The sequence below is a fragment of the Streptomyces sp. NPDC049040 genome (assembly GCF_043197715.1).
Taxonomy (GTDB): Bacteria; Actinomycetota; Actinomycetes; order Streptomycetales; family Streptomycetaceae; genus Actinacidiphila.
In genome coordinates this window covers 584,179-606,286 of record NZ_JBICTO010000003.1, presented here as the reverse complement: position 1 = coordinate 606,286, position 22,108 = coordinate 584,179, and the positions used below count along the sequence as shown (strand labels likewise).

The 22,108-nt window shown below is 71.9% G+C and carries 18 protein-coding genes; 11 read left to right on the top strand and 7 right to left on the bottom strand.

What is annotated here, in order from left to right; all coding sequences use genetic code 11:
• Positions 1-14: 14 nt before the first annotated feature.
• On the bottom strand, positions 15-1,052 hold the full coding sequence (locus ACGFMP_RS11865; protein ID WP_393671956.1) for a hypothetical protein: 1,038 nt from the start codon (positions 1,050-1,052) through the stop codon (positions 15-17).
• Between the two features lie 108 nt (positions 1,053-1,160).
• Here ACGFMP_RS11865 and ACGFMP_RS11860 point away from each other — a divergent pair, with 108 nt between their 5' ends.
• The 7 genes from ACGFMP_RS11860 to ACGFMP_RS11830 all read left to right on the top strand — a co-directional run bounded on the left by ACGFMP_RS11860 (position 1,161) and on the right by ACGFMP_RS11830 (position 8,972).
• On the top strand, positions 1,161-2,477 hold the full coding sequence (locus ACGFMP_RS11860) for an enolase C-terminal domain-like protein (protein ID WP_393671954.1): 1,317 nt from the start codon (positions 1,161-1,163) through the stop codon (positions 2,475-2,477).
• Positions 2,474-3,277 carry an SDR family NAD(P)-dependent oxidoreductase gene (locus ACGFMP_RS11855; protein WP_393671953.1) on the top strand — a complete coding sequence of 268 codons (804 nt, stop codon included), beginning with the start codon at positions 2,474-2,476 and terminating at the stop codon, positions 3,275-3,277. Before ACGFMP_RS11860 ends, ACGFMP_RS11855 begins: the two co-directional genes overlap by 4 nt.
• Before the next feature lie 116 nt (positions 3,278-3,393).
• Entirely contained in the window at positions 3,394-4,431 is a 1,038-nt protein-coding gene (locus ACGFMP_RS11850; protein WP_393671952.1) for a sugar ABC transporter substrate-binding protein, read from the top strand.
• A 6-nt stretch (positions 4,432-4,437) separates the two neighbouring features.
• A complete protein-coding gene (locus ACGFMP_RS11845; RefSeq protein WP_393671951.1) occupies positions 4,438-6,042 on the top strand; it encodes a sugar ABC transporter ATP-binding protein in 1,605 nt (534 codons plus the stop codon).
• Entirely contained in the window at positions 6,039-7,076 is a 1,038-nt protein-coding gene (locus ACGFMP_RS11840) for an ABC transporter permease (protein WP_393671950.1), read from the top strand. The genes ACGFMP_RS11845 and ACGFMP_RS11840 overlap by 4 nt, the downstream gene beginning before the upstream one ends.
• Before the next feature lie 72 nt (positions 7,077-7,148).
• Entirely contained in the window at positions 7,149-8,138 is a 990-nt protein-coding gene (locus ACGFMP_RS11835; RefSeq protein WP_393671949.1) for an aldo/keto reductase, read from the top strand.
• Between the two features lie 3 nt (positions 8,139-8,141).
• A complete protein-coding gene (locus ACGFMP_RS11830; RefSeq protein ID WP_393671948.1) occupies positions 8,142-8,972 on the top strand; it encodes an amidohydrolase family protein in 831 nt (276 codons plus the stop codon).
• Between the two features lie 169 nt (positions 8,973-9,141).
• Here ACGFMP_RS11830 and ACGFMP_RS11825 read toward each other — a convergent pair whose 3' ends face one another.
• Both ACGFMP_RS11825 and ACGFMP_RS11820 read right to left on the bottom strand, forming a co-directional pair.
• Positions 9,142-9,813 (bottom strand): FadR/GntR family transcriptional regulator, encoded by a 672-nt coding sequence (locus ACGFMP_RS11825; RefSeq protein WP_393671947.1) that lies wholly within the window; start codon positions 9,811-9,813, stop codon positions 9,142-9,144.
• Between the two features lie 99 nt (positions 9,814-9,912).
• Positions 9,913-10,710, bottom strand: coding sequence for a DUF6597 domain-containing transcriptional factor (locus ACGFMP_RS11820; RefSeq protein WP_393671946.1), 798 nt, complete (start codon positions 10,708-10,710; stop codon positions 9,913-9,915).
• Positions 10,711-10,785: 75 nt separating this feature from the next.
• Between ACGFMP_RS11820 and ACGFMP_RS11815 the strand changes: the two genes are divergently transcribed.
• Both ACGFMP_RS11815 and ACGFMP_RS11810 read left to right on the top strand, forming a co-directional pair.
• Positions 10,786-11,349 carry a TIGR03086 family metal-binding protein gene (locus ACGFMP_RS11815; RefSeq protein ID WP_393671945.1) on the top strand — a complete coding sequence of 188 codons (564 nt, stop codon included), beginning with the start codon at positions 10,786-10,788 and terminating at the stop codon, positions 11,347-11,349.
• Positions 11,346-12,110 carry a hypothetical protein gene (locus ACGFMP_RS11810; protein ID WP_393671944.1) on the top strand — a complete coding sequence of 255 codons (765 nt, stop codon included), beginning with the start codon at positions 11,346-11,348 and terminating at the stop codon, positions 12,108-12,110. Before ACGFMP_RS11815 ends, ACGFMP_RS11810 begins: the two co-directional genes overlap by 4 nt.
• A gap of 103 nt (positions 12,111-12,213) precedes the next feature.
• Here ACGFMP_RS11810 and ACGFMP_RS11805 read toward each other — a convergent pair whose 3' ends face one another.
• The 4 genes from ACGFMP_RS11805 to ACGFMP_RS11790 form a co-directional block, all read right to left on the bottom strand.
• The gene (locus ACGFMP_RS11805) at positions 12,214-13,824 is read right to left on the bottom strand and encodes an FAD-dependent oxidoreductase (protein ID WP_393671943.1); all 1,611 of its coding nucleotides are present in this window, start codon (positions 13,822-13,824) and stop codon (positions 12,214-12,216) included.
• 7 nt (positions 13,825-13,831) lie between these two features.
• Positions 13,832-15,385 carry a glycerol kinase GlpK gene (gene glpK, locus ACGFMP_RS11800; protein WP_393671942.1) on the bottom strand — a complete coding sequence of 518 codons (1,554 nt, stop codon included), beginning with the start codon at positions 15,383-15,385 and terminating at the stop codon, positions 13,832-13,834.
• 62 nt (positions 15,386-15,447) lie between these two features.
• Positions 15,448-16,236, bottom strand: a complete 789-nt coding sequence (locus ACGFMP_RS11795) for an MIP/aquaporin family protein (RefSeq protein ID WP_393671941.1) — start codon at positions 16,234-16,236, stop codon at positions 15,448-15,450.
• A gap of 119 nt (positions 16,237-16,355) precedes the next feature.
• Complete coding sequence (locus tag ACGFMP_RS11790) at positions 16,356-17,120, bottom strand: IclR family transcriptional regulator (protein WP_393671940.1); 765 nt, start codon at positions 17,118-17,120, stop codon at positions 16,356-16,358.
• Positions 17,121-17,367: 247 nt separating this feature from the next.
• Here ACGFMP_RS11790 and metH point away from each other — a divergent pair, with 247 nt between their 5' ends.
• Both metH and ACGFMP_RS11780 read left to right on the top strand, forming a co-directional pair.
• Entirely contained in the window at positions 17,368-20,886 is a 3,519-nt protein-coding gene (metH, locus tag ACGFMP_RS11785; protein ID WP_393671939.1) for a methionine synthase, read from the top strand.
• Positions 20,887-21,130: 244 nt separating this feature from the next.
• The gene (locus ACGFMP_RS11780; protein ID WP_393671937.1) at positions 21,131-21,850 is read left to right on the top strand and encodes an HAD family hydrolase; all 720 of its coding nucleotides are present in this window, start codon (positions 21,131-21,133) and stop codon (positions 21,848-21,850) included.
• The last annotated feature ends 258 nt before the right edge of the window (positions 21,851-22,108 follow it).

The window sequence follows — 22,108 nt, the reverse complement described above, 5'->3', positions numbered from 1 at the left end:
CGTGCGGCACCAGCCTACGTGCCCCAACCCTCACGGAAGGCGGTCCAGTCGCTCTCGGTGGCGTGGAAGTCCACATAGAGCGCCAGTCCGAAGGTCTGCCGGTCACGGGCGTGCCGCGCCAGCGAGACCCGGGCGCCGTGGATCGCTGCGGCGACCGTCTCCGCGTAGCCGTGGTGGCCCATGTTCTCGGTGTGGTAGCCGGGCAGCCCGATGAGCAGGTCGGTGCCGGGCGGGGTTGCTTCGAGGGCCAGCGCGGTCTGCTGGGCGACGTAGCCCCCGAAGAGCGACGAGGCCGGCATCGAGGTGTCGTACGCCATCACCGCGATCTGGTCGCATCGCCTGGCGACCTGCCCGAAGTAGGACTGCGACCACCATTTGGGGTGGCTGAAGGGCAGGTACGCAACCGCGTGCAGGCCCGGCAGGGGGTCGATCTGCGGGACGGCGACCGACAGCGGCACCCCGCGCACGGCGGTCAGCGTGTGGACCGAGTCGAGCACCTGGAGGTAGCCGCTGTCGCCCTCGGGGACCGGTTCCAGGTCGAGGTGCACGCCCTGGAAGCCGGCGTCCAGGATCCGGTCGGCCGACGCCCGGATACGGTCGCGTACCGCGGGGTCCGACAGGTGCAGCCCGGCCTCGCCGCCGTGCGCGATGGTGTCGCCCAGCCACGCCTGCACCCGCACCCCCGGCAGTACTCGGTGCATGTCGGCGATCATCCGTGCGGCCCCCGGGTAGAGGGCCGGGTCGAGGCTGCCGTCGTGCTCCAGCGGCCCGGCGTGCACGTACAGGTCGTGCACCCCGGTGCCGGCCAGGTGCGCCCGTAGTCCCTCCAGATCCGCGGCGGTGCGGCGGCCGTCCACCCAGGCGTGGCCGAGCCAGACCGCGTCGTGGCCGCGGCTGCCGCCGGCCGCGGCGGGATCGCCGTTGTACTCAAGGCGCAGCGCCACCGTCGCGGCCAGTACGGCGAGCACGGACACCGTGGCCACGGCCATCGCCGCACGTCGTAGCCATGTCAGCCACGTCAGCCCCGAGACCGAAGCGAGACGTCGAGACATCCGATCTGTTATCAACCAGTTCCTGCTTCCCCCTGGACGAGCACCCTGGCGCGCCGCTATACATCGGATCATCAAGAAAAGATCCGATGTCTCGCGACGGGAGTGTGCATGAGTCCGACCATTACCGAGGTCGACGTGTACGACATCCGCTTTCCGACCTCGGAGCAGCTCGACGGCTCGGACGCCATGAACCCCGACCCCGACTACTCCGCCGCCTATGTCGTGCTCCGTACGGATTCCCCCGGCGGTCTTGCGGGGTACGGTCTGTGCTTCACGATCGGCCGCGGCAACGACGTCGTCGCCGCAGCGATCAGCACCCTGCGACCCTATGTCGTCGGCCGCTCGGTGGACAGTGTCACCGGCGACCTCGGCGCCTTCTACCGGCTGCTCACCCATGACTCCCAACTCCGCTGGCTCGGCCCGGAGAAGGGCGTGATGCACATGGCGGCGGGCGCGGTGGTCAACGCCGCATGGGACCTGGCCGCCAGGGAGGCGGGCCGGCCGGTCTGGGACCTGCTGGCGTCCATGAGCCCGGACCAGCTCGTCGACCTGGTCGACTTCCGCTACCTCAGCGACGCCCTGACCCGCGACGAGGCGCTGGACATCCTGCGCCGCGCCGAGCCGGGCCGCGCCGCCCGGGCCGCCGCACTGCGCAAGGACGGTTACCCCGCCTACACCACGGAGCCGGGCTGGCTCGGCTACTCCGACGAGAAGCTGACCCGGCTGGCCAAGGAGGCGGTCGCCGCCGGCTTCACCCAGATCAAGCTCAAGGTCGGCGCCGACCTCGGGGACGACCTGCGCCGGATGCGGCTCGCCCGCGCGGCCGTCGGCCCCGACATCCGGATAGCGGTGGACGCCAACCAGCGCTGGGACGTGGCGGAGGCCGTCGAGTGGATGAAGGCGCTCGCGCCGTACGACCCGTACTGGATCGAGGAGCCCACCAGCCCCGACGACGTGCTCGCGCACGCGGCGGTACGCGCCGGGCAGCCGATCAGGGTCGCCACCGGTGAGCACGTCGCCAACCGGGTGGTGTTCAAGCAGCTGCTCCAGGCCGGGGCGGTGGACTTCGTCCAGATCGACGCCGCCCGCGTCGCCGGGGTCAACGAGAACATCGCCATCCTGCTGCTGGCCGCCAAGTTCGGCGTCCCGGTCTGCCCGCACGCCGGCGGCGTGGGCCTGTGCGAACTGGTCCAGCACCTCGCGATGTTCGACTACGTCGCGGTCTCCGGCAGCCTCGACGACCGGGTGATCGAGTACGTGCCGCACCTGCACGAGCACTTCACCGATCCGGCGGTGGTGGAGAACGGGCGTTACCAGGCCCCCTCCGCACCCGGTTTCTCCGCCCGTATGGTGCCGGAAACACTGGCCGACTACCGCTACCCCGACGGACCGGTGTGGCTGGAGCGACAGGAGCTGACCCGATGACCGAGACCACCCAGGCCGCCACCACGGCCGCCCCGCAGGACTTCGCCGGCCTGACCGCCCTGGTCACCGGCGGCGCGTCCGGGATCGGCGCCGCCACCGCGGCCCTGCTGATCGCGCGCGGCGCCCGGGTCGCCGTCCTGGACCGCGACCCGTCGGGCGCCCCCGAGGGCAGCCACCCGGTCGCCGCCGACGTCACCTCCGACCGGCAGGTGCGCGACGCGGTCGGCGAGGCGGTACGCGAACTCGGCGGCCTGCACATCCTGGTGGGCAACGCCGGGATCGGCGCCATCGGCACCGTGGAGGACAACGCGGACGACGAGTGGTCCAGGGTGCTGGACGTCAACGTCCTCGGCCTGGTCCGCACCGCCCGCGCCGCGCTGCCCCACCTGCGCGCGGCGGCCGCCGACCGGCCGGGCAGCGCCTCGATCACCCACACCTGCTCCATCGCCGCCACGGCGGGGCTGCCACAGCGTGCCCTGTACAGCGCGAGCAAGGGCGCGGTCCTCTCGCTGACCCTGGCGATGGCCGCCGACCACGTACGCGAGGGCGTACGGGTCAACTGCGTCAATCCCGGGACCGCCGACACCCCGTGGATCGGCCGGCTGCTCGACCAGGCCGAGGACCCGGCCGCCGAGCGCGCGGCACTCGCAGCCCGCCAGCCGCTGGGCCGGCTGGTCTCGGCAGACGAGGTCGCCGCGGCCATCGTCTACCTGGCGAGCCCCGCGGCGGCGAGCGTCACCGGCACCGCGCTCGCCGTGGACGGCGGAATGCAGGGCCTGCGCCTGCGTCCCGCCGGCTGAGCAACCCCGCACCACCGCTCCACGTCAGCACCGCACGACCCGCACGACCCGCATCAGCACCGCAGCACCCTGGCACCACTCAGAGCCGACACACTCTCGAAGGGCAGAACTCGACGATGAGACTGCGCAAGACGACCGTTGCCGCCATCGCGGCCCTCCTCGCGGTCACCGCGCTCGCGGGCTGCAACAGAGGCAGCGACGACAAGGCGGGCACCTCAGGCAAGGTGGGCATCGACCTGCCGCGTTCCGACAGCGACTTCTGGAACTCCTACAACGGCTACATAGAGAAGGGCGTCAAGGCAGGCGACGTCTCCGCGCTGCCCCGCACCAACTCGCAGAACGACATCGGCAAGCTGGTCGCCAACGTGCAGACCTTCACCGACCAGGGCGCCAAGGCGATCGTCATGGCCCCGCAGGACACCGGCGCCATCGCCTCCACGCTGGACAAGCTGGCCGGCAAGAAGATCCCGGTGATCAGCGTCGACACCCGCCCGGACAAGGGCAAGGTCTACATGGTGGTGCGCGCCGACAACAAGGCGTACGGCAGCAGCGCCTGCGACTACCTGGGCAAGCAGCTGGGCGGCAAGGGCAAGGTCGTGGAGTTCGAGGGCGCCCTCGACTCGATCAACGGCCGGGACCGCTCCGAGGCCTTCGCGTCCTGCATGAAGACCAAGTTCCCCGCCATCAAGGTCATCGCGCTGGCCACCGACTGGAAGGGCGACGTGGCGTCGGCGAAGCTGCAGACCACGCTCGCCTCCGACCCGGACATCAACGGCATCTACATGCAGGCCGGCGGCGTCTTCCTGCAGCCGACCCTCGCCCTGCTGGAGCAGAAGCACCTGCTCAAGCCGCCGGGCACCCCTGGCCACATCACCATCGTCTCCAACGACGGCATCCCGGACGAGTTCAAGGCGATCAAGGCGGGCCAGATCGACGCCACGATCTCCCAGCCGGCCGACCTCTACGCCAAGTACGCGCTGTACTACGCCAAGGCCGCCCTCGCCGGGCAGACCTTCAAGCCCGGCCCCACCGACCACGATTCGACCATCGTGACCATCCCCAACGGCCTCGAGGACCAGCTCCCCGCGCCGCTGGTGACCAAGGACAACGTGGACGACCCCAGCCTGTGGGCCAACCAGCTCGGAAAGAGCTGAGCGCACATGAGCAACGGTCAGGCCTCAACCCCTCCTCCCGCGGTTCACGCCGAGGGCGTCGTCAAGCGCTTCGGTCCCACCGTCGCGCTGGACCAGGTGGGCATCACCGTGGCGGTCGGCGACTCGCACGCGCTGGTCGGCCGCAACGGTGCGGGCAAGTCCACCCTGGTGTCGGTGCTGACCGGGCTGCACGCACCCGACGCGGGCCGGGTCGCCTTCCTCGGCGAACCCGCGCCCGCTCCGGGTGACACCGCCGCCTGGCAGGCCAGGGTCGCCTGCGTCTACCAGAAGTCCATGGTCGTACCGGAGCTGACGGTCGCGGAGAACCTGTTCCTCAACAGGTTCGAGCGCGGCCGGATCCGCTGGTCCAAACTGCGGGCCGATGCCCGCGACCTGCTCGCCGAATACGGCGTCGACGTCGATCCCGCCACCCGGGCCGCCGACCTCACCGTGGAGCAGGGCCAGTTCGTGGAGATCGCCAGGGCGCTCTCCTTCGGCGCCCGGTTCATCATCCTGGACGAGCCCACCGCGCAGCTCGACGCGGGCGGCATCGAGCGGCTGTTCACCAAGCTCCGCGAACTCCAGCAGCAGGGAGTCGCGTTCCTGTTCATCTCGCACCACCTCCAGGAGGTCTACGACCTCTGCACCACCGTCACGGTCTACCGCGACGCCCGCCACATCCTCACCGCGCCCGTCGCGGACCTGGGCAAGGCGGAGCTCGTGGCGGCCATGACGGGCGAGGCGGCGCAGGCCGCGACGACCTGGCACGCGAAGTCCGGCACCGCGGGGCGCAAGCCCGCCGGGCAGGGCGCGGCGGACCAGGCGTCCACGGAGCACGCTCCCGCCGGGCCGTCGGACGACGCCGTACTGCGGGCCGAGGCGCTGGCCCTGGACGGCGCCTTCCAGCCGATCGACTTCGCGGTACGCGCCGGCGAGGTGCTCGGCCTGGCGGGCGCCACCGCCAGCGGCAACACCGCGCTCGGCGAGACCCTGGTCGGCCTGCGCAAGGCCACCGGGGGCAGGGCGTCGGTCGACGGCAAGGGCGTACGCCCCGGGAGCGTGCCGCACGCCCTGAACGCGGGCATCGGCTACGTCCCCGAGGACCGGCACCGGCAGGGCCTGGTGCTGGGCCGCAGCGTGGCGGAGAACGCCACGCTCACCGTGACCGACCAGCTCGGGCCCTACGGCACCGTGCTGCCGTCGCGGACCCGCACCTTCGCCCAGCGAATGATCGACTCGCTGGACATCAAGACCTCAGGACCCGCCCAGCCGGTCTCGGACCTGTCGGGCGGCAACCAGCAGAAGGTCGTCATCGCGCGGGCGCTGGCCCGCGACCCGCGGGTGCTGGTGGCCATCAGGCCGACCGCGGGTGTCGACGTGAAGTCCAAGGACGCGCTGCTCGGCGTGGTCCGAGGGGTCGCCGACCGCGGTGACGCGGCCGTCATCGTCTCCGACGAACTCGACGACCTGCGGGTCTGCGACCGGGTGATCGCGCTCTTCCACGGACGGGTGATCGCCGAGTTCGGCAGCGGATGGACCGACCGGGACCTGGTCTCGGCGATGGAAGGGCTGCCCGCGGGAGCGGGCGGCGACAAGGGAGCCGAGGAATGAGTGAGACCACCCAGTTGAGCGCCGACCTGGCCGTACCCGACAAACCGCGCACGGCGGCGTCGCGCTTCCAGCTCGCCCGCTACCGCGACCTGTCGCTGATCCCGGTGATCTTCGTGCTGGGCGTCATCGGCTTCATCGTGTCGCCGGTGTTCCTGACGTCGGACAACCTGATCGGCGTGCTCCAGCAGAGCAGTGAGCTGAGCCTGCTGGTGCTGGCCGAGGCGATGATCCTCATATGCGGCCGGATGGACCTCTCGCTGGAGTCCACCATCGGTGTCGCGCCGGTCATCGCGATGTGGCTGGTGCTGCCCAGCAGCGGCCCGGCGACCTTCCACGGCATCGGGCTCTTCCCGACCTGGTCCTCGATCCCCGTCTGCCTGGCCGTCGGCCTGGTCATCGGCGCCGTCAACGGCTTCCTGATCCTCAAGCTGCGGGTCAACGGCTTCATCGCGACCCTGGGCATGCTCACCATGCTGCGCGGCCTCCAGGACGGCGTCGCGCAGGGCAAGTCCATCGTCGCGGTCCCGGCGTCCTTCTCCTACCTGGGCAAGACCGAGTGGATGGGCGCGCCCGCCGCAGTGTGGATCTGCCTGCTCCTGTTCGTCATCGGCGGCCTGGCACTGGGCTACCTGAGGCACGGGCGGGCGCTGTACGCGATCGGCGGCAACACCGAGGCGGCCAGGGCGGCCGGTATCCGGGTGGACCGGATCACCTGGATCGTGCTGGCGCTCGGCGGCCTGGTCGCCGCCTTCGCCGGCGTGCTCTACGCCGGCCACTACGGCGCGATCTCCGCCACCCAGGGCGACGGCTGGATCTTCCAGGTCTTCGCCGCCACCGTCATCGGCGGTGTCAGCCTCAACGGCGGCCGCGGCACCCTCTTCGGCGCCCTCACCGGTGTGGTGAGCCTTCAGCTGGTCGTGAACGTCACGACCCTCGGCGGTGTCCCTCCGCTGTGGGACAAGTTCCTCTACGGTGCCATCATCATCGTCGCCCTGATCATCTCCCGCTTCGCGAGTGGCGAGAAGCAGGACTGACCCGACCCCGACCCGCAACCGACCCGGTCCGACCGCAGCGCAGCCGGCCCAGCCCAGCAGAAAGAATCCCGTATGCCCGTACCGGAACTGCCCCGGCTCGGCCTCGGCTGCGCGCCGCTGGCCAACCTCTACCGCGCCATCACCGACGAGGAGGCGGAGGCCACCGTGGCGGCCGCCTTCGACGCGGGGCGGCCCGTCACGTACCTGGACACCGCCCCGCACTACGGCCTGGGCCGCTCCGAGGAGCGGCTCGGCCGGGCGCTGGCCGGCCGGGACCGCGACTCCTACGTGCTGTCCACCAAGGTCGGGCGCCGGCTGCGCGACCTCGAACCCGGTGAACTCCCCGACGGCCAGGGCTTCACCGACCTCCCGGCCAGGGCCAGGGTCTGGGACTTCTCCGCCGACGGCATACGGGCCACGCTCGAGGGCTCCCTGGAGCGCCTCGGCGTGGACGCCGTCGACATCGTCTACCTGCACGACGTCGAGGACCACCTGCACGACGTCTACGCCACCGGCTTCCCCGCGCTCGCCGAACTGCGCGACCAGGGGATGGTCAAGGCCATCGGCTTCGGCATGAACCACAGCGACGTCCTGGCCCGGCTGGTCGCCGACCTCGACGTCGACGTGGTGCTGTGCGCGGGCCGCTGGACGCTGCTGGAACGCACCGCCTACGACGACCTGCTGCCGGTGTGCGAGCGCCGTGGCACGAAGGTCGTCGTCGGCGGCGTCTACAACTCGGGCCTGCTGGCCGACCCCAGGCCCGGAGCGCACTACAACTACACCGCGGCGCCACAGGAGATGCTGGACCGGGCGCTCGCCATCGCCGCGGTGTGCGGCGAGTTCGGCGTTCCGCTGCGGGCCGCAGCACTGCGCTACCCCTTCGCCCACCCCAGCGTGGTCTCCGCCGTCGTCGGCGCGGCGGGACCCGACGAGGTGCGCGACAACACCGCGATGTTCGGGCACGACATCCCGGACCCGATGTGGCACGCCCTGGTCGAGCGCGGACTGCTCGACGAGGACGTACCGCTGCCGCTCGCGGCGAACCTCGCGGCGGGGGAGTAGCCGATGCGGATCGACGCGCACCACCACCTGTGGGACCTCGCCCGGCGCCCGCAGCCCTGGCTGACCGGGCCGGAACTCGACCCCATCGCCCGCACCTTCGAGCTCGCCGAGCTGGAGCCGCTGCTCGCCGCGCACGGCATCGACGCCACCGTCGCGGTGCAGTCCAGCTCCTCGCTGGAGGAGACCCGCGAGCTGCTCGCCATCGCCGCCGCGTCCGGCGGCCGGATCGCCGGCGTCGTCGGCTGGACCGACCTCACCGACCCCGCGCTCGCGGACGTCCTGTCCTCGCTGACCGGCCCGCTGGTCGGCATCAGGCACCAGGTGCAGGACGAGTCCGACCCGTGGTGGCTGGCCCGCGCCGGCGTCCGCCGCGGCCTGGCCACGGTGGCCGCGGCCGGCCTCGCCTACGACATGCTGATCACCCCGCGCGAGCTGCCCGCGGCCCTGGAGACGGCGGCGGCGCTGCCGGATCTGCGCATCGTCGTCGACCACGGCGCCAAGCCGCCGATCGCGTCGGGCGGCTGGGAGCCGTGGGCCGGGCAGCTGGCGCAGCTGGCGGCGCTGCCGAACGTCACCTGCAAGCTGTCCGGGCTCGTCACCGAAGCGGACTGGGCCGGCTGGAAGCCGGCCGGGGTGCTGCCCTACGCCGGACACCTGCTGGAGGCCTTCGGGCCGTCCCGGGTCCTCTTCGGCTCCGACTGGCCGGTCTGCACGCTGGCCGCCACGTACGGCTCCGTGCTGGCGCTCGCCGAGGAGGCCGTCGCCGGCCTGTCGGCGGCCGAGTCGGCCGCCGTCTTCGGCGGCAACGCCGCGAGGGTCTACGACCTCGGCTGACCACCCGCCGGGCGCCGGCCGCGCGGCCGGCGCCCGGGGTGGTGGTGTGCGCCCCTGAACGCTCGCTCCCCGCACGGAGGGCGAGCGTTCTCCATGGGCGCGAGGAACCGCGTGCCCGGCCACCCGCCCTGCGGGCCGCGGAGGGCGGCCCGCCGCGGCCGGGGAGGGGTCAAAGGGTCGAGCGGAGCCACTGCTCGACGCTGGCGACATGGACCGTGGCCCACGAGCGCGCCGCCTCGGCGTCGCGGTCCCTGAGCGCGCTCAGGATCGCCCGGTGCTCGTGCAGCGTCCGCGACACCGCGTCCTCCTGGGTGAGGCCGCGCCACACCCGCGCCCGGGTCGTCGGCCCCGACAGGCCGTCCAGCAGGGAGCACAGCACCGAGTTCCCCGAGCCCTGCACGATCCCGCGGTGGAATTCCAGGTCGGAGGCGACCAGCTCCTCCACAGAAGGCTCGGGTCCCAGCGCGTTGAGCTTGCCCTCCAGGACGTCCAGCTCCTCGGCGGGGATGCGGGTCGCGGCCATCGCGGTCGCGGCCGGCTCCAGGATGCGCCGCACCGCGAGGAATTCCAGCACCGTGTCGTCCCGGTGGAAGTCCACCACGAAACTCAGCGCTTCGAGCAGCAGTTGCGGGTCGAGGCTGGTGACGTACGTGCCGTCGCCCTGGCGGACGTCGAGGATCCGGATCAGCGAGAGCGCCCGCACCGCCTCGCGCAGCGAGTTGCGCGAAAGGCCCAGCTCGGCCGCCAGCTCGCTCTCCTTGGGGAGCCGGTCGCCGGGCCTGAGCGCCCCGGAGACGATCATCGCCTTGATCTTCTCGATCGCCTCGTCGGTGACCGCCATCTGCGCCCTCCCCTTGATAGGTCCCGCAGCGCCGCCAGACCTCCGATGTATCCCCTCATTATGTGCCCGGGAGGCCCGATCACCTAACGAAACCGGAATTCAGCGGGCGGCGTACCTGCCGGGCGGCGCGCCCACAGCGGCGGTGAAGTCCCGGGTGAGGTGTGCCTGGTCGGCGTAGCCGAGGTCCGCGGCGAGCGCGGCCCAGTCGATGCCGGTCCCCGCGTCGGCCCGTGCGGCGGCCTCGTGCAGCCGGGCGCGGCGCAGCACCCACTTCGGCGAGGCGCCGACGTACTCGGCGAAGAGCCGCTGCAGCCGGCGTACCGGGATGCCCAGCTCGCGGGCCAGCTCGTCCACCCGGAAGAGCTGCGGGCGGGCGGTGATCGCCTCGACCAGCGCGGCGACCTCGGCGACCTGCGGATCGCGCGGCAGGGCGGGCAGCAGGCCGAGCAGGAAGCGGTCGGCCAGCGCGGCCATCTGCGCCAGGTCGTCGAGGGCCAGGATCTGCCGGCCCACCGGCTCGGCCCCCGGCCCGAGGATCCCCGCCGCGGGCACCGCGCGGTCGGTGAGCCCGGCCACCGGGCCGGACATGAAAGGCCGGAAGGCGCCCGGCCTGAACTTCACCCCGAAGACCTGTCCGGCCCCCGCCAGCCGGCGTACGAAGACCTCCCGCGAGACCCCGTGGACCAGCGGCCCCTGCGGCTCGAAGACCAGGTGCACGTTCGGGTGCGTGAGCACCTTCTGCTCGTACGGGTCGCGGCCGCGCAGGTCCCAGCGGGGATTCCAGTAGAAGTCCACCAGCGCGGCCAGCTCCGGCGCCGGCGGATGCCGCCGCACCTCCAGGAAGCCGGCCGCGGCGTCCGGCCGCAGCACTCCGCGGCCCAAGCCGTGCCTGCTCATGGCCGCAGCCTATGCGCTGCGCCGCGTCGCGTTTGTTCAAGACCCGGCCTGCGGCCGCCGCGTAGCGTCGCGGGCATGGACTTCCACGCACAGATCGCCGACAGCGCGCGGGAGGCGGCCCGTATCACCGCCGGAGTCGACCGCGACCGGCTCACCGCGCCCACCCCCTGCCCCGGGTTCGACACCCGCGCCCTGGCCAACCACCTGGTCGCCTACACCGGTATCGGCATGGAGCTGCGGGCCAGGCGCGAGCCGCACCCCGACGACCTCGCCACCCGCGACTTCACCGCGGACCCGCGGTGGGCGCGGGAGTACGCCGAGCAACTGGACCGCTCGGTGGCCGCGTGGGCGGACCCCGCCGTCTGGGAGGGCGAGATCGACTCGATGCCCGCCGAGGGCATGGCCACCATGCTCTTCCTCGAACTGTGCCTGCACGGCTGGGACCTCGCCAAGGCCACGGGACAGGACTACCGGATCGCCGACGAGACCGCGAAGCGGCTGCTGGCGGCGGTGGGCGAATACGCCGGGATGTACCGCCAGTACAAGGGCTTCGGCGAGCCGGTGGAGATCCCCGCGGGCGCGGGCGACGTGGAAACCGCTGTGGCGCTGTCCGGGCGCGACCCATACTGGGCCGGATGATCCAGAGTGACCTCATCTCCCGGGTCCGGGAGCTCTGCCGCGCGGACCAGGGTGTCCGCGCGGCCCTGATGTACGGCTCGTTCGCGGCCGGGCGGGGCGACGAGCACAGCGACGTCGAGTTCTGGCTGTTCTTCGACCCCGCCGCCCGCGCCGCGCTCGACCCGGCGGCCTGGTGCGCCCTGGTCGCCCCGGTGAACCTGGTGGTGCGCAACGAGTTCGGCACCCACGTCGCGTTCTTCCCCGGACCGGTGCGCGGCGAGTTCCACCTCGCCACCACCGCGGACATCGCCTCTGTGGGGGAGTGGCCCGCAAGGGGCGCGGCAGTCGACGCGATGGTGGTGGTCGACAGGGACGGGCTGCTCACCCCGGTGCTCGCCGCGCTGCCGGAGGAGGCGGCGGTGCCCGGCACCCCTGGGGAGATCGCCGACCTGTGCGGCCGGTTCGCCAACTGGCTGGTGCTCGCCCTGCACGTGACCGCCCGCGGCGAGCTGCTGCGCGCCCAGGACGCGCTCGGGCACGCCGCCCGCCACCTGCTGTGGATGGCCAGGCTCGCCGAGCACAGCACCGCCCACTGGCTGACCCCCTCCCGTGCCGCGGAGGCCGAACTGCCCGCCCGTACGGTCGCGGCCGTCGCCGAGGCGACCCCCGCCGCGCTGTGGCGGGACGGCCGCGACCGCTGGCTGACCCTGCTGGCCGCGACCGGCGGCCCGCGGCCTGCCGAACTGTTCGCCGAACTCGACCGGCTGACCGGCACGGGCTGACGGCACGGACCCGCAGTTTCTGCCCTGGGCCGGCCGCCGGCGCCGGACGCCAGCGGTGAGCCGCCGGCCGCCGGGCCGTCAGCCGGCAGGGCCACCGGCCCGCTCAGCCGCCCGCGGCCAGCAGCCGTTCGACCTCGGCACGGATCTCCGGGGTGTCCAGGCCCCGGATGGTCAGCGTCGTACGCCGCCGCAGCACGTCGTCCGCGCTCACCGCCCACTCGTGGTCCCTGGCGTAGACGACCTGGGCCCAGATCTCCGGCGCGTCCGGGTGGATGCGGCGGGCCAGCGCCGGGTCGTGGGCGGCCAGCCTGGCGATGTCGAAGGCCAGCGAGCCGTAGTGGCCTGCCAGGTGCCTCGCCGTGTCGGGGGACATCCGCGGCCCCGGGATGCCGCCGTCGGCCTGGAGCCGGTGGGCGACCGCGTCCTGGCTGGCGAAACCGGGCAGCGGTGCCCGGCGCGGCAGCGCCGACATCGGCTCCATGTCGTCGGCCAGCGGCCGGCCGGGCAGCGCGGCGAGCTTGTCCATCACCGTGCGGCCGATGTGCCGGAAGGTCGTCCACTTCCCGCCCGCGACCGACAGCATCCCGCCGCGGCCCTCGGTGACCACGGTCTCCCGCTTCGCCTTCGCGGTGTCGCCCGGTCCGCCGGGCAGCACCCGCAGCCCGGCGAAGGAGTAGGTGACCAGGTCGCGGGACAGCTGCTGGTCGCGGACCGAGAGGGCGGCCTCGTCCAGGATCTGGGCGGTGTCCGCCTCGGTGACCCGCACATCGGCGGGGTCGCCCTCGTAGACCTCGTCGGTGGTGCCCAGCAGCAGCATGTCCTCCCACGGCAGTGCGAAGGTGATGCGGTACTTGTCGATCGGGGTGGCCAGCGCGGCCCGCCAGGGGGCGGTGCGCCGCAGCACCAGGTGGGCGCCCTTGGACAGCCGGATCGACGGGTCGGACCCCGCGTCCTCCATCCGCCGCAGCCGGTCCACCCACGGCCCGGTGGCGTTGAGCACCAGCCGGGCGTCCACCCCGAAGGCGGTGCCGTCGACCCGGTCCAGCAGGTCGGCCCCGGTGACCCGGCCGCGGGTGAAGCGCAGCCCGGTGACCTCGGCGTGGTTGAGCACGGTGGCGCCGGCGTCCACCGCGGCCCTGACCGTCATCAGGGCCATCCGGGCGTCGTTCATCTGCCCGTCCTCGTAGACCGCGACCGCGCGCAGGTCGTCGGTGCGCAGCTCGGGCACGTCGCGCGCGGCCCTGGCCGGGCTTATGACGTGCCCGACGCCGTCCCTGAAGGCGGACAGCGCCGAGTACGCGAAGACGCCCGCGCCCAGCTTGGCCGCCCCGTGCGGGCCGCCCTTGTAGACCGGCAGGTAGAAGGTCAGCGGGTTGGCCAGGTGCGGCGCGACGTCCCTGGACACCGCGCGCCGCTCCAGGTGGTTCTCCGCGACCAGCCGCACGGCGCCGGTCTGGAGGTAGCGAAGGCCGCCGTGCAGCAGCTTGGAGGACGCCGAGGAGGTGGCGCCGGCGAAGTCGCCGGCGTCCACCATCGCCACCCGCAGACCCGACTGCGCGGCGTGCCAGGCGGTGGTGATGCCCAGGATGCCGCCGCCGATCACCAGCAGGTCGTACGTGCCACGGCCGAGGAGGTCACGGGCCTCCTCCCTGCCGGGGTTCGCGCCGGCAGTCGGACGCGTCCCGGGTGCGGGGACGCTCTGCGAGATGGTCATTTTTGTCTCAGTCCTCCTCGTCGAGCCAGCCCATGGTCGCCTGGACGGCCTTGAGCCACTGCTTGTATTCCCTGTCGCGCTCCGCCGGGTCCATGTGCGGGGTCCACTCGGCGGCGCGCTTCCAGTTCGCCCGCAGCGCGTCGGTGTCCGGCCAGAAGCCGACCGCGAGGCCGGCCGCGTAGGCCGCGCCCAGCGCGGTGGTCTCGGCGACCATCGGGCGCACCACCGGCACGTCCAGGAAGTCGGACAGCGTCTGCATGAGCAGGTTGTTCGAGGTCATGCCGCCGTCGACCTTGAGGGTGGTGACCTCGGTGCTGGAGTCCTTGAACATCGCGTCGGCGATCTCCCTGGTCTGCCAGGCGGTCGCCTCCAGTACGGCACGGGCGATGTGCGCCTTGGTGACGTAGCGGGTCAGGCCGGCGATCACCCCGCGCGCGTCGGAGCGCCAGTGGGGGGCGTACAGGCCGGAGAAGGCCGGTACGAAGTAGGCGCCGCCGTTGTCCTCCACCGAGGACGCCAGCGTTTCGATCTCGGGCGCGGTGCTGATCAGGCCCATCTGGTCGCGCATCCACTGCACCAGCGCGCCGGTCACCGCGATGGAGCCTTCGAGGGCGTAGACCGGCTTGGCGTCGCCGATCCGGTAGCCCACGGTGGTGATCAGGCCCGCGTAGGAGTTCACCGGGGTCTCACCGGTGTTCATCAGCATGAACGTGCCGGTGCCGTAGGTGGACTTCGCCTCGCCCACCGCGAAGCAGGTCTGGCCGAACAGCGCGGCCTGCTGGTCGCCGAGCGCCGAGGCCACCGGGACCGCGTCGAGGCCGCCGACGTCGGTGGTCCCGTAGATCTCGGAGGACGATTTGATCTCCGGCAGCACGGCCATCGGGACGCCGATCGACTCGCAGATCTTGGCGTCCCACTGGAGGGTCTTGAGGTCCATCAGCAGGGTGCGGGAGGCGTTGGTGACGTCGGTGACGTGCTTGCCGCCGTCGACCCCGCCGGTGAGGTTCCAGATCACCCAGGAGTCCATGGTGCCGAAGAGGATCTCGCCGCGCTCGGCCCGCTCCCGCAGCCCGTCGACGTTGTCGAGCAGCCAGCGGACCTTCGGGCCTGCGAAGTACGAGGCGAGCGGCAGCCCGGTCTGCCGCCGGAAGCGGTCCTGGCCGACGTTGCGGCCGAGCTCCCGGCACAGCGCCTCGGTGCGGGTGTCCTGCCAGACCAGCGCGTTGTAGACCGGCTGCCCGGTGTTCTTGTCCCACAGCATGGTGGTCTCGCGCTGGTTGGTGATGCCGATCGCCTTGACGTCGGCGGGGGTGAAGCCGGCGATGTCCTGGGCGGCCTTGGCGATGGCGGCGCCGACCACCTCCTGGACGTTCGTCCAGATCTCGGCCGCGTCGTGCTCGACCCAGCCGGGCTTGGGGAAGATCTGCTCGTGCTCCTTCTGGTCGACGGCGACGATCCGGCCGTCGCGGTCGAAGATGATGCAGCGGCTCGATGTGGTGCCCTGGTCGATCGCGGCGATGAACGGTCCTGTGCCGTGGCTGCTGGTGGGCGTGTCGTTCATGGTGTGCTCCTCGTCGGGTCTGCGCTCGGTGGTCCGGGTGACGACAGTGGTCCCGTACGGCTCTATGTGAACGCGAGCCGGTACAGTCCGCCCGCGATGGCTGCGCCCGCCAGCGGGCCGACCACCGGGATCCATGCGTAGCCCCAGTCGGAGCCGCCCTTGTTCGGCAGCGGCAGCAGGCTGTGCACGATCCGCGGGCCGAGGTCCCGGAACGGGTTGATCGCGTAGCCGGTGGGTCCTCCGAGCGAGAGACCGAGCCCGACCACGATCAACGCGGTGAGCAGGATGCCCATTCCATTCTCCGCCAGACCGTCGGTCATGCCCTGGGTGAGGATGAAAAGCACCAGGACCGCGGTGGCGATGGCCTCGGTGAGCAGGTTCTGCAGCGGATTGCGGATTTCCGGGCCGGTCGCGAAGACCCCGAGCACCGGGCCGCCGGGCTGCGCGGGGTTGCCGGTGGTCGGCCCCGCCGGGTCGGCCTCCATGCCCGCGGTGACCTCCGGGTCGGTCAGATGGGCCTGGAACTGGCCCAGGTAGGCGACCCAGACAAGAAAAGCGCCGACCAATGCGCCGATCAGCTGACCCAGCAGGTAGTAGGGCACCTTCGACCACTCACCGGTCTTGATCGCTATGCCCAGGGTGACCGCGGGGTTGAGGTGGCCGCCGGAGTAGCCGTTGGCTATGTAGGCGCCGCCCAGAACGCCGAATCCCCAGCCGAAGGTGATCGCCAGCCAACCGGCGTCCCTGGCCTTGGACCGTTTGAGTGTCACGGCGGCGCAGACGCCGCCGCCGAGCAGGATGAGCACGGCGGTACCGAATAGCTCGCCGATGACGATATGGCCGTTGGACACAGCGACTCCCTTGTCACAATCCGTCCGGTGTTCGACATTGTCGATCGCAGGACGAGAGTTTTCTCCCCTTGGGTTACGCAGGTCAAGAGGGATGTGACGCAGACCTCGGCGGGACCGGGTCAGAAGCGGCCGGCGCCCAGGTCACGGGACACCGCCCGGGCGCAGTCGCGCACCGCGGCCACCAGCCGGGCCCGGACGCCGTCCTCGTCGCAGACCCGTTCCACCGCGCCGGTGACGCCCACCGCGCCGACCGGCATCCGCCGCCGGTCGTAGACGGGCGCCGCCACCGAGGCCACGCCGTCCCAGGTCTCCTCGAGGTCCACGCCCCAGCCGCGGGACCTGGTCAGGTCGAGCGACGCCTCGAATTCGGCCTTGGCGGTGACCGTACGGGCGGTCAGCGCCGCCAGCTCGCCCTCGGAGACCTCGTTGTGCGCCACCGGGTCGAAGGCGGAGAGCACCTTGCCCAGCGCGGTGCTGTGCAGTGGCTGCATCGCGCCGACCTCGAGCACCTGCCGGCTGTCGTCAGGGCGGAAGACGTGGTGCACGACGAGCACCCCGTGCTGGTGCAGCACGCCCAGGTACGCCGCCTCGCCGCTCGACCTGGCCAGGTCGTCGGTCCACACCAGGGCGCGGGCCCGCAGCTCGTGCACATCGAGGTAGCTGTTGCCGAGCCGCAGCAGCTCGGCGCCCAGCTGGTACTTGCCCGAGATCGGCTCCTGCTCCACGAAGCCCTCCTGCTGGAGGGTGCGCAGGATGCCGTGCGTGGTGCCCTTGGCAAGGCCGAGGGAGGACGCCACGTCGGACAGGCCCAGCCGCCGCTCGCCCCCGGCCAGCAGACGCAGCACCGCGGCCGCCCGCTCCAGCGACTGGATCGAACCGGGCATCGCATGCACTCCAAGGGCGGGGAAAACGGCGGAAACGACGGACAGCGGCGGACATCGTCCGAAACGACGGTTGGTCGGCATTGTCGACCTTCATCATCGCAGAGATGAGTGTGGCACCACCCGTCCGCCCTTCGGAATGCCTTCGAGGCGGGCACCCCTGGCGGCTACTCTGGCGAGGTGCGCGTTCCGTCCCTCACGGGCCGGGCGGCGCATAGCCGACAGCCGTCGCATCCCAGGGAGCAGTTCCATGGCCTTGCCGTCCCCTTCGTCCTCCGCACCCGCCGCCGCGAGCAACGCCCGCGCCGCCGCACTGCGCCAGGCACTCGCCACCCGCATCGTGGTCGCCGACGGCGCCATGGGCACCATGCTCCAGGCACAGGAACCGACCCTCGACGACTTCCAGCAGCTCGAAGGCTGCAACGAGGTCCTGAACGTCACCCGCCCCGACATCGTGCGCTCGGTCCACGAGGCCTACTTCGCGGCGGGCGTGGACAGCGTCGAGACCAACACCTTCGGCGCCAATCACTCCGCGCTGGGCGAGTACGACATCCCGACACGCATCCACGAGCTGTCGGAGGCGGGCGCCCGCATCGCCCGCGAGGTCGCCGACGGCTTCGCGGCCGACGGCCGCCCCCGCTGGGTGCTCGGCTCGATGGGTCCCGGCACCAAGCTGCCGACGCTGGGCCACGCCCCGTACGACGTACTGCGCGACGGCTACGCGGCGAACGCCGCGGGCCTGATCGCCGGCGGGGCCGACGCACTGCTGGTGGAGACCACCCAGGACCTGCTCCAGACCAAGGCCGCGGTGATCGCGGCCCGTGGCGCCATGGCGTCGGCCGGGGTGAACCTGCCGCTGATCTGCTCGGTGACCGTGGAGACCACCGGCACCATGCTGCTCGGCTCGGAGATCGGCGCCGCGCTCACCGCGCTCGAACCGCTCGGCATCGACATGATCGGCCTCAACTGCGCCACGGGGCCGTCCGAGATGAGCGAGCACCTGCGCTACCTCGCCCGGCACTCCCGTATCCCGCTGTCCTGCATGCCCAACGCGGGCCTGCCGGTGCTCACCAAGGACGGCGCCCACTACCCGCTCTCGCCTGCCGAGCTGGCCGACGCCCACGAGATGTTCGCCCGCGAATACGGCCTGTCCCTGGTGGGCGGCTGTTGCGGCACCACGCCCGAGCACCTGCGGCAGGTCGTGGAGCGGGTCGGCGGCCAGGAGCTGCGGCCGCGCACCGCGCGCCCCGAGCCGGGTGCCGCCTCGCTCTACCAGACCGTCCCGTTCCGGCAGGACACCTCGTACCTGGCGATCGGCGAGCGCACCAACGCCAACGGGTCGAAGAAGTTCCGCGACGCGATGCTGGAAGGCCGCTGGGACGACTGCGTGGAGATGGCCCGCGACCAGATCCGCGAGGGCGCCCACCTGCTCGACCTGTGCGTGGACTACGTCGGCAGGGACGGCGTCGCCGACATGGCCGAGATCGCCGGCCGCTTCGCGACCGCCTCGACGCTGCCGATCGTGCTGGACTCCACCGAGGTCGACGTGCTGCGGGCCGGCCTGGAGAAGCTCGGTGGCCGTGCGGTGCTGAACTCGGTCAACTACGAGGACGGCGACGGTCCCGAGTCCCGGTTCGCGCGGGTGACCGCGCTGGCCCAGGAGCACGGCGCCGCGCTGATCGCGCTCACCATCGACGAGGAGGGCCAGGCCCGTACCGTCGAGAAGAAGGTCGCCATCGCCGAGCGGCTGATCGACGACCTCACGGGGAACTGGGGCATCCACGAGTCGGACATCCTCATCGACTGCCTGACCTTCACCATCTGCACCGGCCAGGAGGAGTCCCGCGGCGACGGCGTGGCCACGATCGAGGCGATCCGCGAGCTCAAGCGCCGGCACCCCGAGGTGCAGACCACCCTCGGCCTGTCCAACATCTCCTTCGGCCTCAACCCGGCCGCCCGCGTCGTCCTCAACTCGGTCTTCCTCGACGAGTGCGTGAAGGCCGGCCTCGACTCGGCGATCGTGCACGCGAGCAAGATCCTGCCGATCGCCCGGCTGGAGGAGGAGCAGGTCAAGACCGCCCTCGACCTGGTCTACGACCGGCGCGCCGAGGGCTACGACCCGCTTCAGCACCTGATGGAGCTGTTCGAGGGCGTCGACAACAAGTCGCTCAAGGCGGGCCGCGCCGAGGAGCTCCTCGCACTGCCGCTGGACGAGCGGTTGCAGCGCCGGATCATCGACGGCGAGAAGAACGGCCTGGAGGCGGACCTGGACGAGGCGCTGACCGAGCGCCCGGCCCTGGCGATCGTCAACGACACGCTGCTGGCCGGCATGAAGGTGGTCGGCGAGCTGTTCGGCTCGGGGCAGATGCAGCTGCCCTTCGTCCTCCAGTCCGCCGAGGTCATGAAGATCGCGGTGGCGTACCTGGAGCCGCACATGGAGAAGTCGGACGACGAGGGCAAGGGCACCATCGTGCTGGCCACCGTCCGCGGCGACGTCCACGACATCGGCAAGAACCTGGTCGACATCATCCTGTCCAACAACGGCTACAGCGTCGTCAACCTCGGCATCAAGCAGCCGGTGTCGGCGATCCTGGAGGCCGCGCAGGAGCACCGGGCCGATGTGATCGGCATGTCGGGGCTGCTGGTGAAGTCCACGGTGATCATGAAGGAGAACCTGCAGGAGCTGAACCAGCGCGGCCTGTCGGCGGACTTCCCCGTCATCCTGGGCGGCGCCGCACTGACCCGCGCCTACGTCGAGCAGGACCTGCACGAGATCTACGAGGGCGAGGTCCGCTACGCCCGCGACGCGTTCGAGGGCCTGCGGCTGATGGACGCGCTGATCGGCGTCAAGCGCGGCGTGCCCGGCGCGGTGCTGCCGGAGCTGAAGCAGCGGCGGGTGGCCAAGCGCGAGCAGCCGGAGCCGGAGGAGGAGGTCAACCTCGGCCAGATCCGCTCCGACGTCGCCGTCGACAACCCGGTGCCCGCCCCGCCGTTCTGGGGCAGCCGGGTCGTCAAGGGCATCCAGCTCGCCGACTACGCGTCCTGGCTGGACGAGGGCGCGCTCTTCAAGGGCCAGTGGGGGCTCAAGCAGGCCCGCTCCACCGGTCCGACGTACGAGGAGCTGGTGGAGGCCGAGGGGCGCCCGCGGCTGCGCGGGCTGCTGACCCGGATGCAGTCCGAGGGCCTGCTGGAGGCCGCGGTCACCTACGGGTACTTCCCGTGCGTGTCCAAGGGCGACGACCTCATCGTGCTCGGCGACGACGGCTCGGAGCGGACCCGCTTCACCTTCCCGCGCCAGCGCCGCGGCCGCCGGCTGTGCCTGGCCGACTTCTTCCGGCCGGAGGAGTCCGGCGAGACCGACGTGGTCGCCTTCCAGGTCGTGACGGTCGGCAACCGGGTCTCCGAGGCGGCCAACGAGCTGTTCGCGACCGACTCCTACCGGGACTACCTGGAGCTGCACGGCCTGTCGGTGCAGCTGGCCGAGGCGCTGGCCGAGTACTGGCACGCCAGGGTGCGGGCCGAGCTGGGCTACGCGGGCGAGGATCCGGGCGACGTCGAGGACATGTTCGCGCTGAAGTACCGCGGCGCCCGCTTCTCGCTCGGCTACGGTGCCTGCCCCGACCTGGAGGACCGGGCCAAGATCGCGGCGCTGCTCGAACCCGAGCGGATCGGCGTGGAGCTGTCGGAGGAGTTCCAGCTGCACCCGGAGCAGTCCACCGACGCGATCGTCATCCACCACCCCGAGGCGAAGTACTTCAACGCCCGCTGAGCCGCCTGGGCGGCCCGGCGGCGGTGCCTTGCGCCCCACCGGGGCCCGGGCGTCACCGGGCCGTCACCCGGCCGTCGGGTGCCCGTCGGGCGTGGCTGTGCGGGGGCACGTAGACTGGACGGTCCGGCAGAGGCCGGTCGCCCTTCCGTCCGCGGGAGGAGGCGACCGGCCTTCGTGCCCCCCGGGAGGGGGCGCGTCGGCGCCGGTCCGGCGCCGGTCCGACCCTCGGCCGAGGAGTGAGCCCATGACCAGCAGCACCCCCGTCGTCGACACCCGTCCGGCGCATGGCCAAGGCCTGCAGGCGGTGCTGCTGGACATGGACGGCACCCTGGTGGACACCGAGGGCATCTGGTGGGCGGCCGAGACCGGCGTGTTCGCCGATCTCGGCCATGTGCTGGACGAGGTGCACAAGGCGGTCGTGGTGGGCGGGCCGATGGCCCGCAGCGTCGGCCACCTGATGGAGGTGACCGGCACCACGGTGACCCTGGCGGAGCTGATGGTGGCGATCGACACCCGGTTCGAGGAGCTGATCGCCCGCGGCGGCGCCCCGCTGATGCCGGGGGCCAAGCGGCTGCTGACCGAGCTGGGGGCGCACGGGGTGCCCACCGCTTTGGTGTCGGCTTCGCACCGGCGCACGATCGATGTGATGCTGCGCTCGCTGGGCGCCGAGAACTTCGCCTTCACCCTCGCGGGGGACGAGATCGGGCGGACCAAGCCGCACCCGGATCCGTACCTGACCGCCGCCGCCCGGCTCGGCGCCGACCCGGCCGCCTGCGTGGTGGTCGAGGACACCCTCACCGGAGTCGCGTCCGCGGAGGCGGCCGGCTGCCAGGTGGTCGCCGTGCCGTCGCTCGTGGCGATCCCGCCCGCCCGGGGGCGCACCGTCGTCACATCGCTCGACCAGGTGAATGTCCCTTTTCTCCGCTCCCTGGTCAAGCGCTCTCTGAATGTGGATCTTCACTGAGTGTGATCGCTGAATAAAATCTCACGAAGTGGAATCAGGGGAGTGTGATGATTGTCACACGACACCCCATCGACACCGGGTCCCCCGACTGGATGAGATTTCACTTACGGCATCTTTACCCGGGCGAAGTGTCCGTTTTGACGTAGCGCGGATCGATAGCCCACGCGTCCGCATATCGGAGGTGAACGTCCTGTTACCGGTATGTAATGTCCCCTCAATCACTCCGTGTCCCGGTGAGCCGCGGCCGCCCCGCTAATG

Coding starts and splice junctions, on each gene's coding strand:
- ACGFMP_RS11865 (WP_393671956.1), bottom strand. CDS start 1,052: ATGTCTCGACGTCTCGCTTCGGTCTCGGGGCTGACGTGGCTGACATGG.
- ACGFMP_RS11860 (WP_393671954.1), top strand. CDS start 1,161: ATGAGTCCGACCATTACCGAGGTCGACGTGTACGACATCCGCTTTCCG.
- ACGFMP_RS11855 (WP_393671953.1), top strand. CDS start 2,474: ATGACCGAGACCACCCAGGCCGCCACCACGGCCGCCCCGCAGGACTTC.
- ACGFMP_RS11850 (WP_393671952.1), top strand. CDS start 3,394: ATGAGACTGCGCAAGACGACCGTTGCCGCCATCGCGGCCCTCCTCGCG.
- ACGFMP_RS11845 (WP_393671951.1), top strand. CDS start 4,438: ATGAGCAACGGTCAGGCCTCAACCCCTCCTCCCGCGGTTCACGCCGAG.
- ACGFMP_RS11840 (WP_393671950.1), top strand. CDS start 6,039: ATGAGTGAGACCACCCAGTTGAGCGCCGACCTGGCCGTACCCGACAAA.
- ACGFMP_RS11835 (WP_393671949.1), top strand. CDS start 7,149: ATGCCCGTACCGGAACTGCCCCGGCTCGGCCTCGGCTGCGCGCCGCTG.
- ACGFMP_RS11830 (WP_393671948.1), top strand. CDS start 8,142: ATGCGGATCGACGCGCACCACCACCTGTGGGACCTCGCCCGGCGCCCG.
- ACGFMP_RS11825 (WP_393671947.1), bottom strand. CDS start 9,813: ATGGCGGTCACCGACGAGGCGATCGAGAAGATCAAGGCGATGATCGTC.
- ACGFMP_RS11820 (WP_393671946.1), bottom strand. CDS start 10,710: ATGAGCAGGCACGGCTTGGGCCGCGGAGTGCTGCGGCCGGACGCCGCG.
- ACGFMP_RS11815 (WP_393671945.1), top strand. CDS start 10,786: ATGGACTTCCACGCACAGATCGCCGACAGCGCGCGGGAGGCGGCCCGT.
- ACGFMP_RS11810 (WP_393671944.1), top strand. CDS start 11,346: ATGATCCAGAGTGACCTCATCTCCCGGGTCCGGGAGCTCTGCCGCGCG.
- ACGFMP_RS11805 (WP_393671943.1), bottom strand. CDS start 13,824: ATGACCATCTCGCAGAGCGTCCCCGCACCCGGGACGCGTCCGACTGCC.
- glpK (WP_393671942.1), bottom strand. CDS start 15,385: ATGAACGACACGCCCACCAGCAGCCACGGCACAGGACCGTTCATCGCC.
- ACGFMP_RS11790 (WP_393671940.1), bottom strand. CDS start 17,120: ATGCCCGGTTCGATCCAGTCGCTGGAGCGGGCGGCCGCGGTGCTGCGT.
- metH (WP_393671939.1), top strand. CDS start 17,368: ATGGCCTTGCCGTCCCCTTCGTCCTCCGCACCCGCCGCCGCGAGCAAC.
- ACGFMP_RS11780 (WP_393671937.1), top strand. CDS start 21,131: ATGACCAGCAGCACCCCCGTCGTCGACACCCGTCCGGCGCATGGCCAA.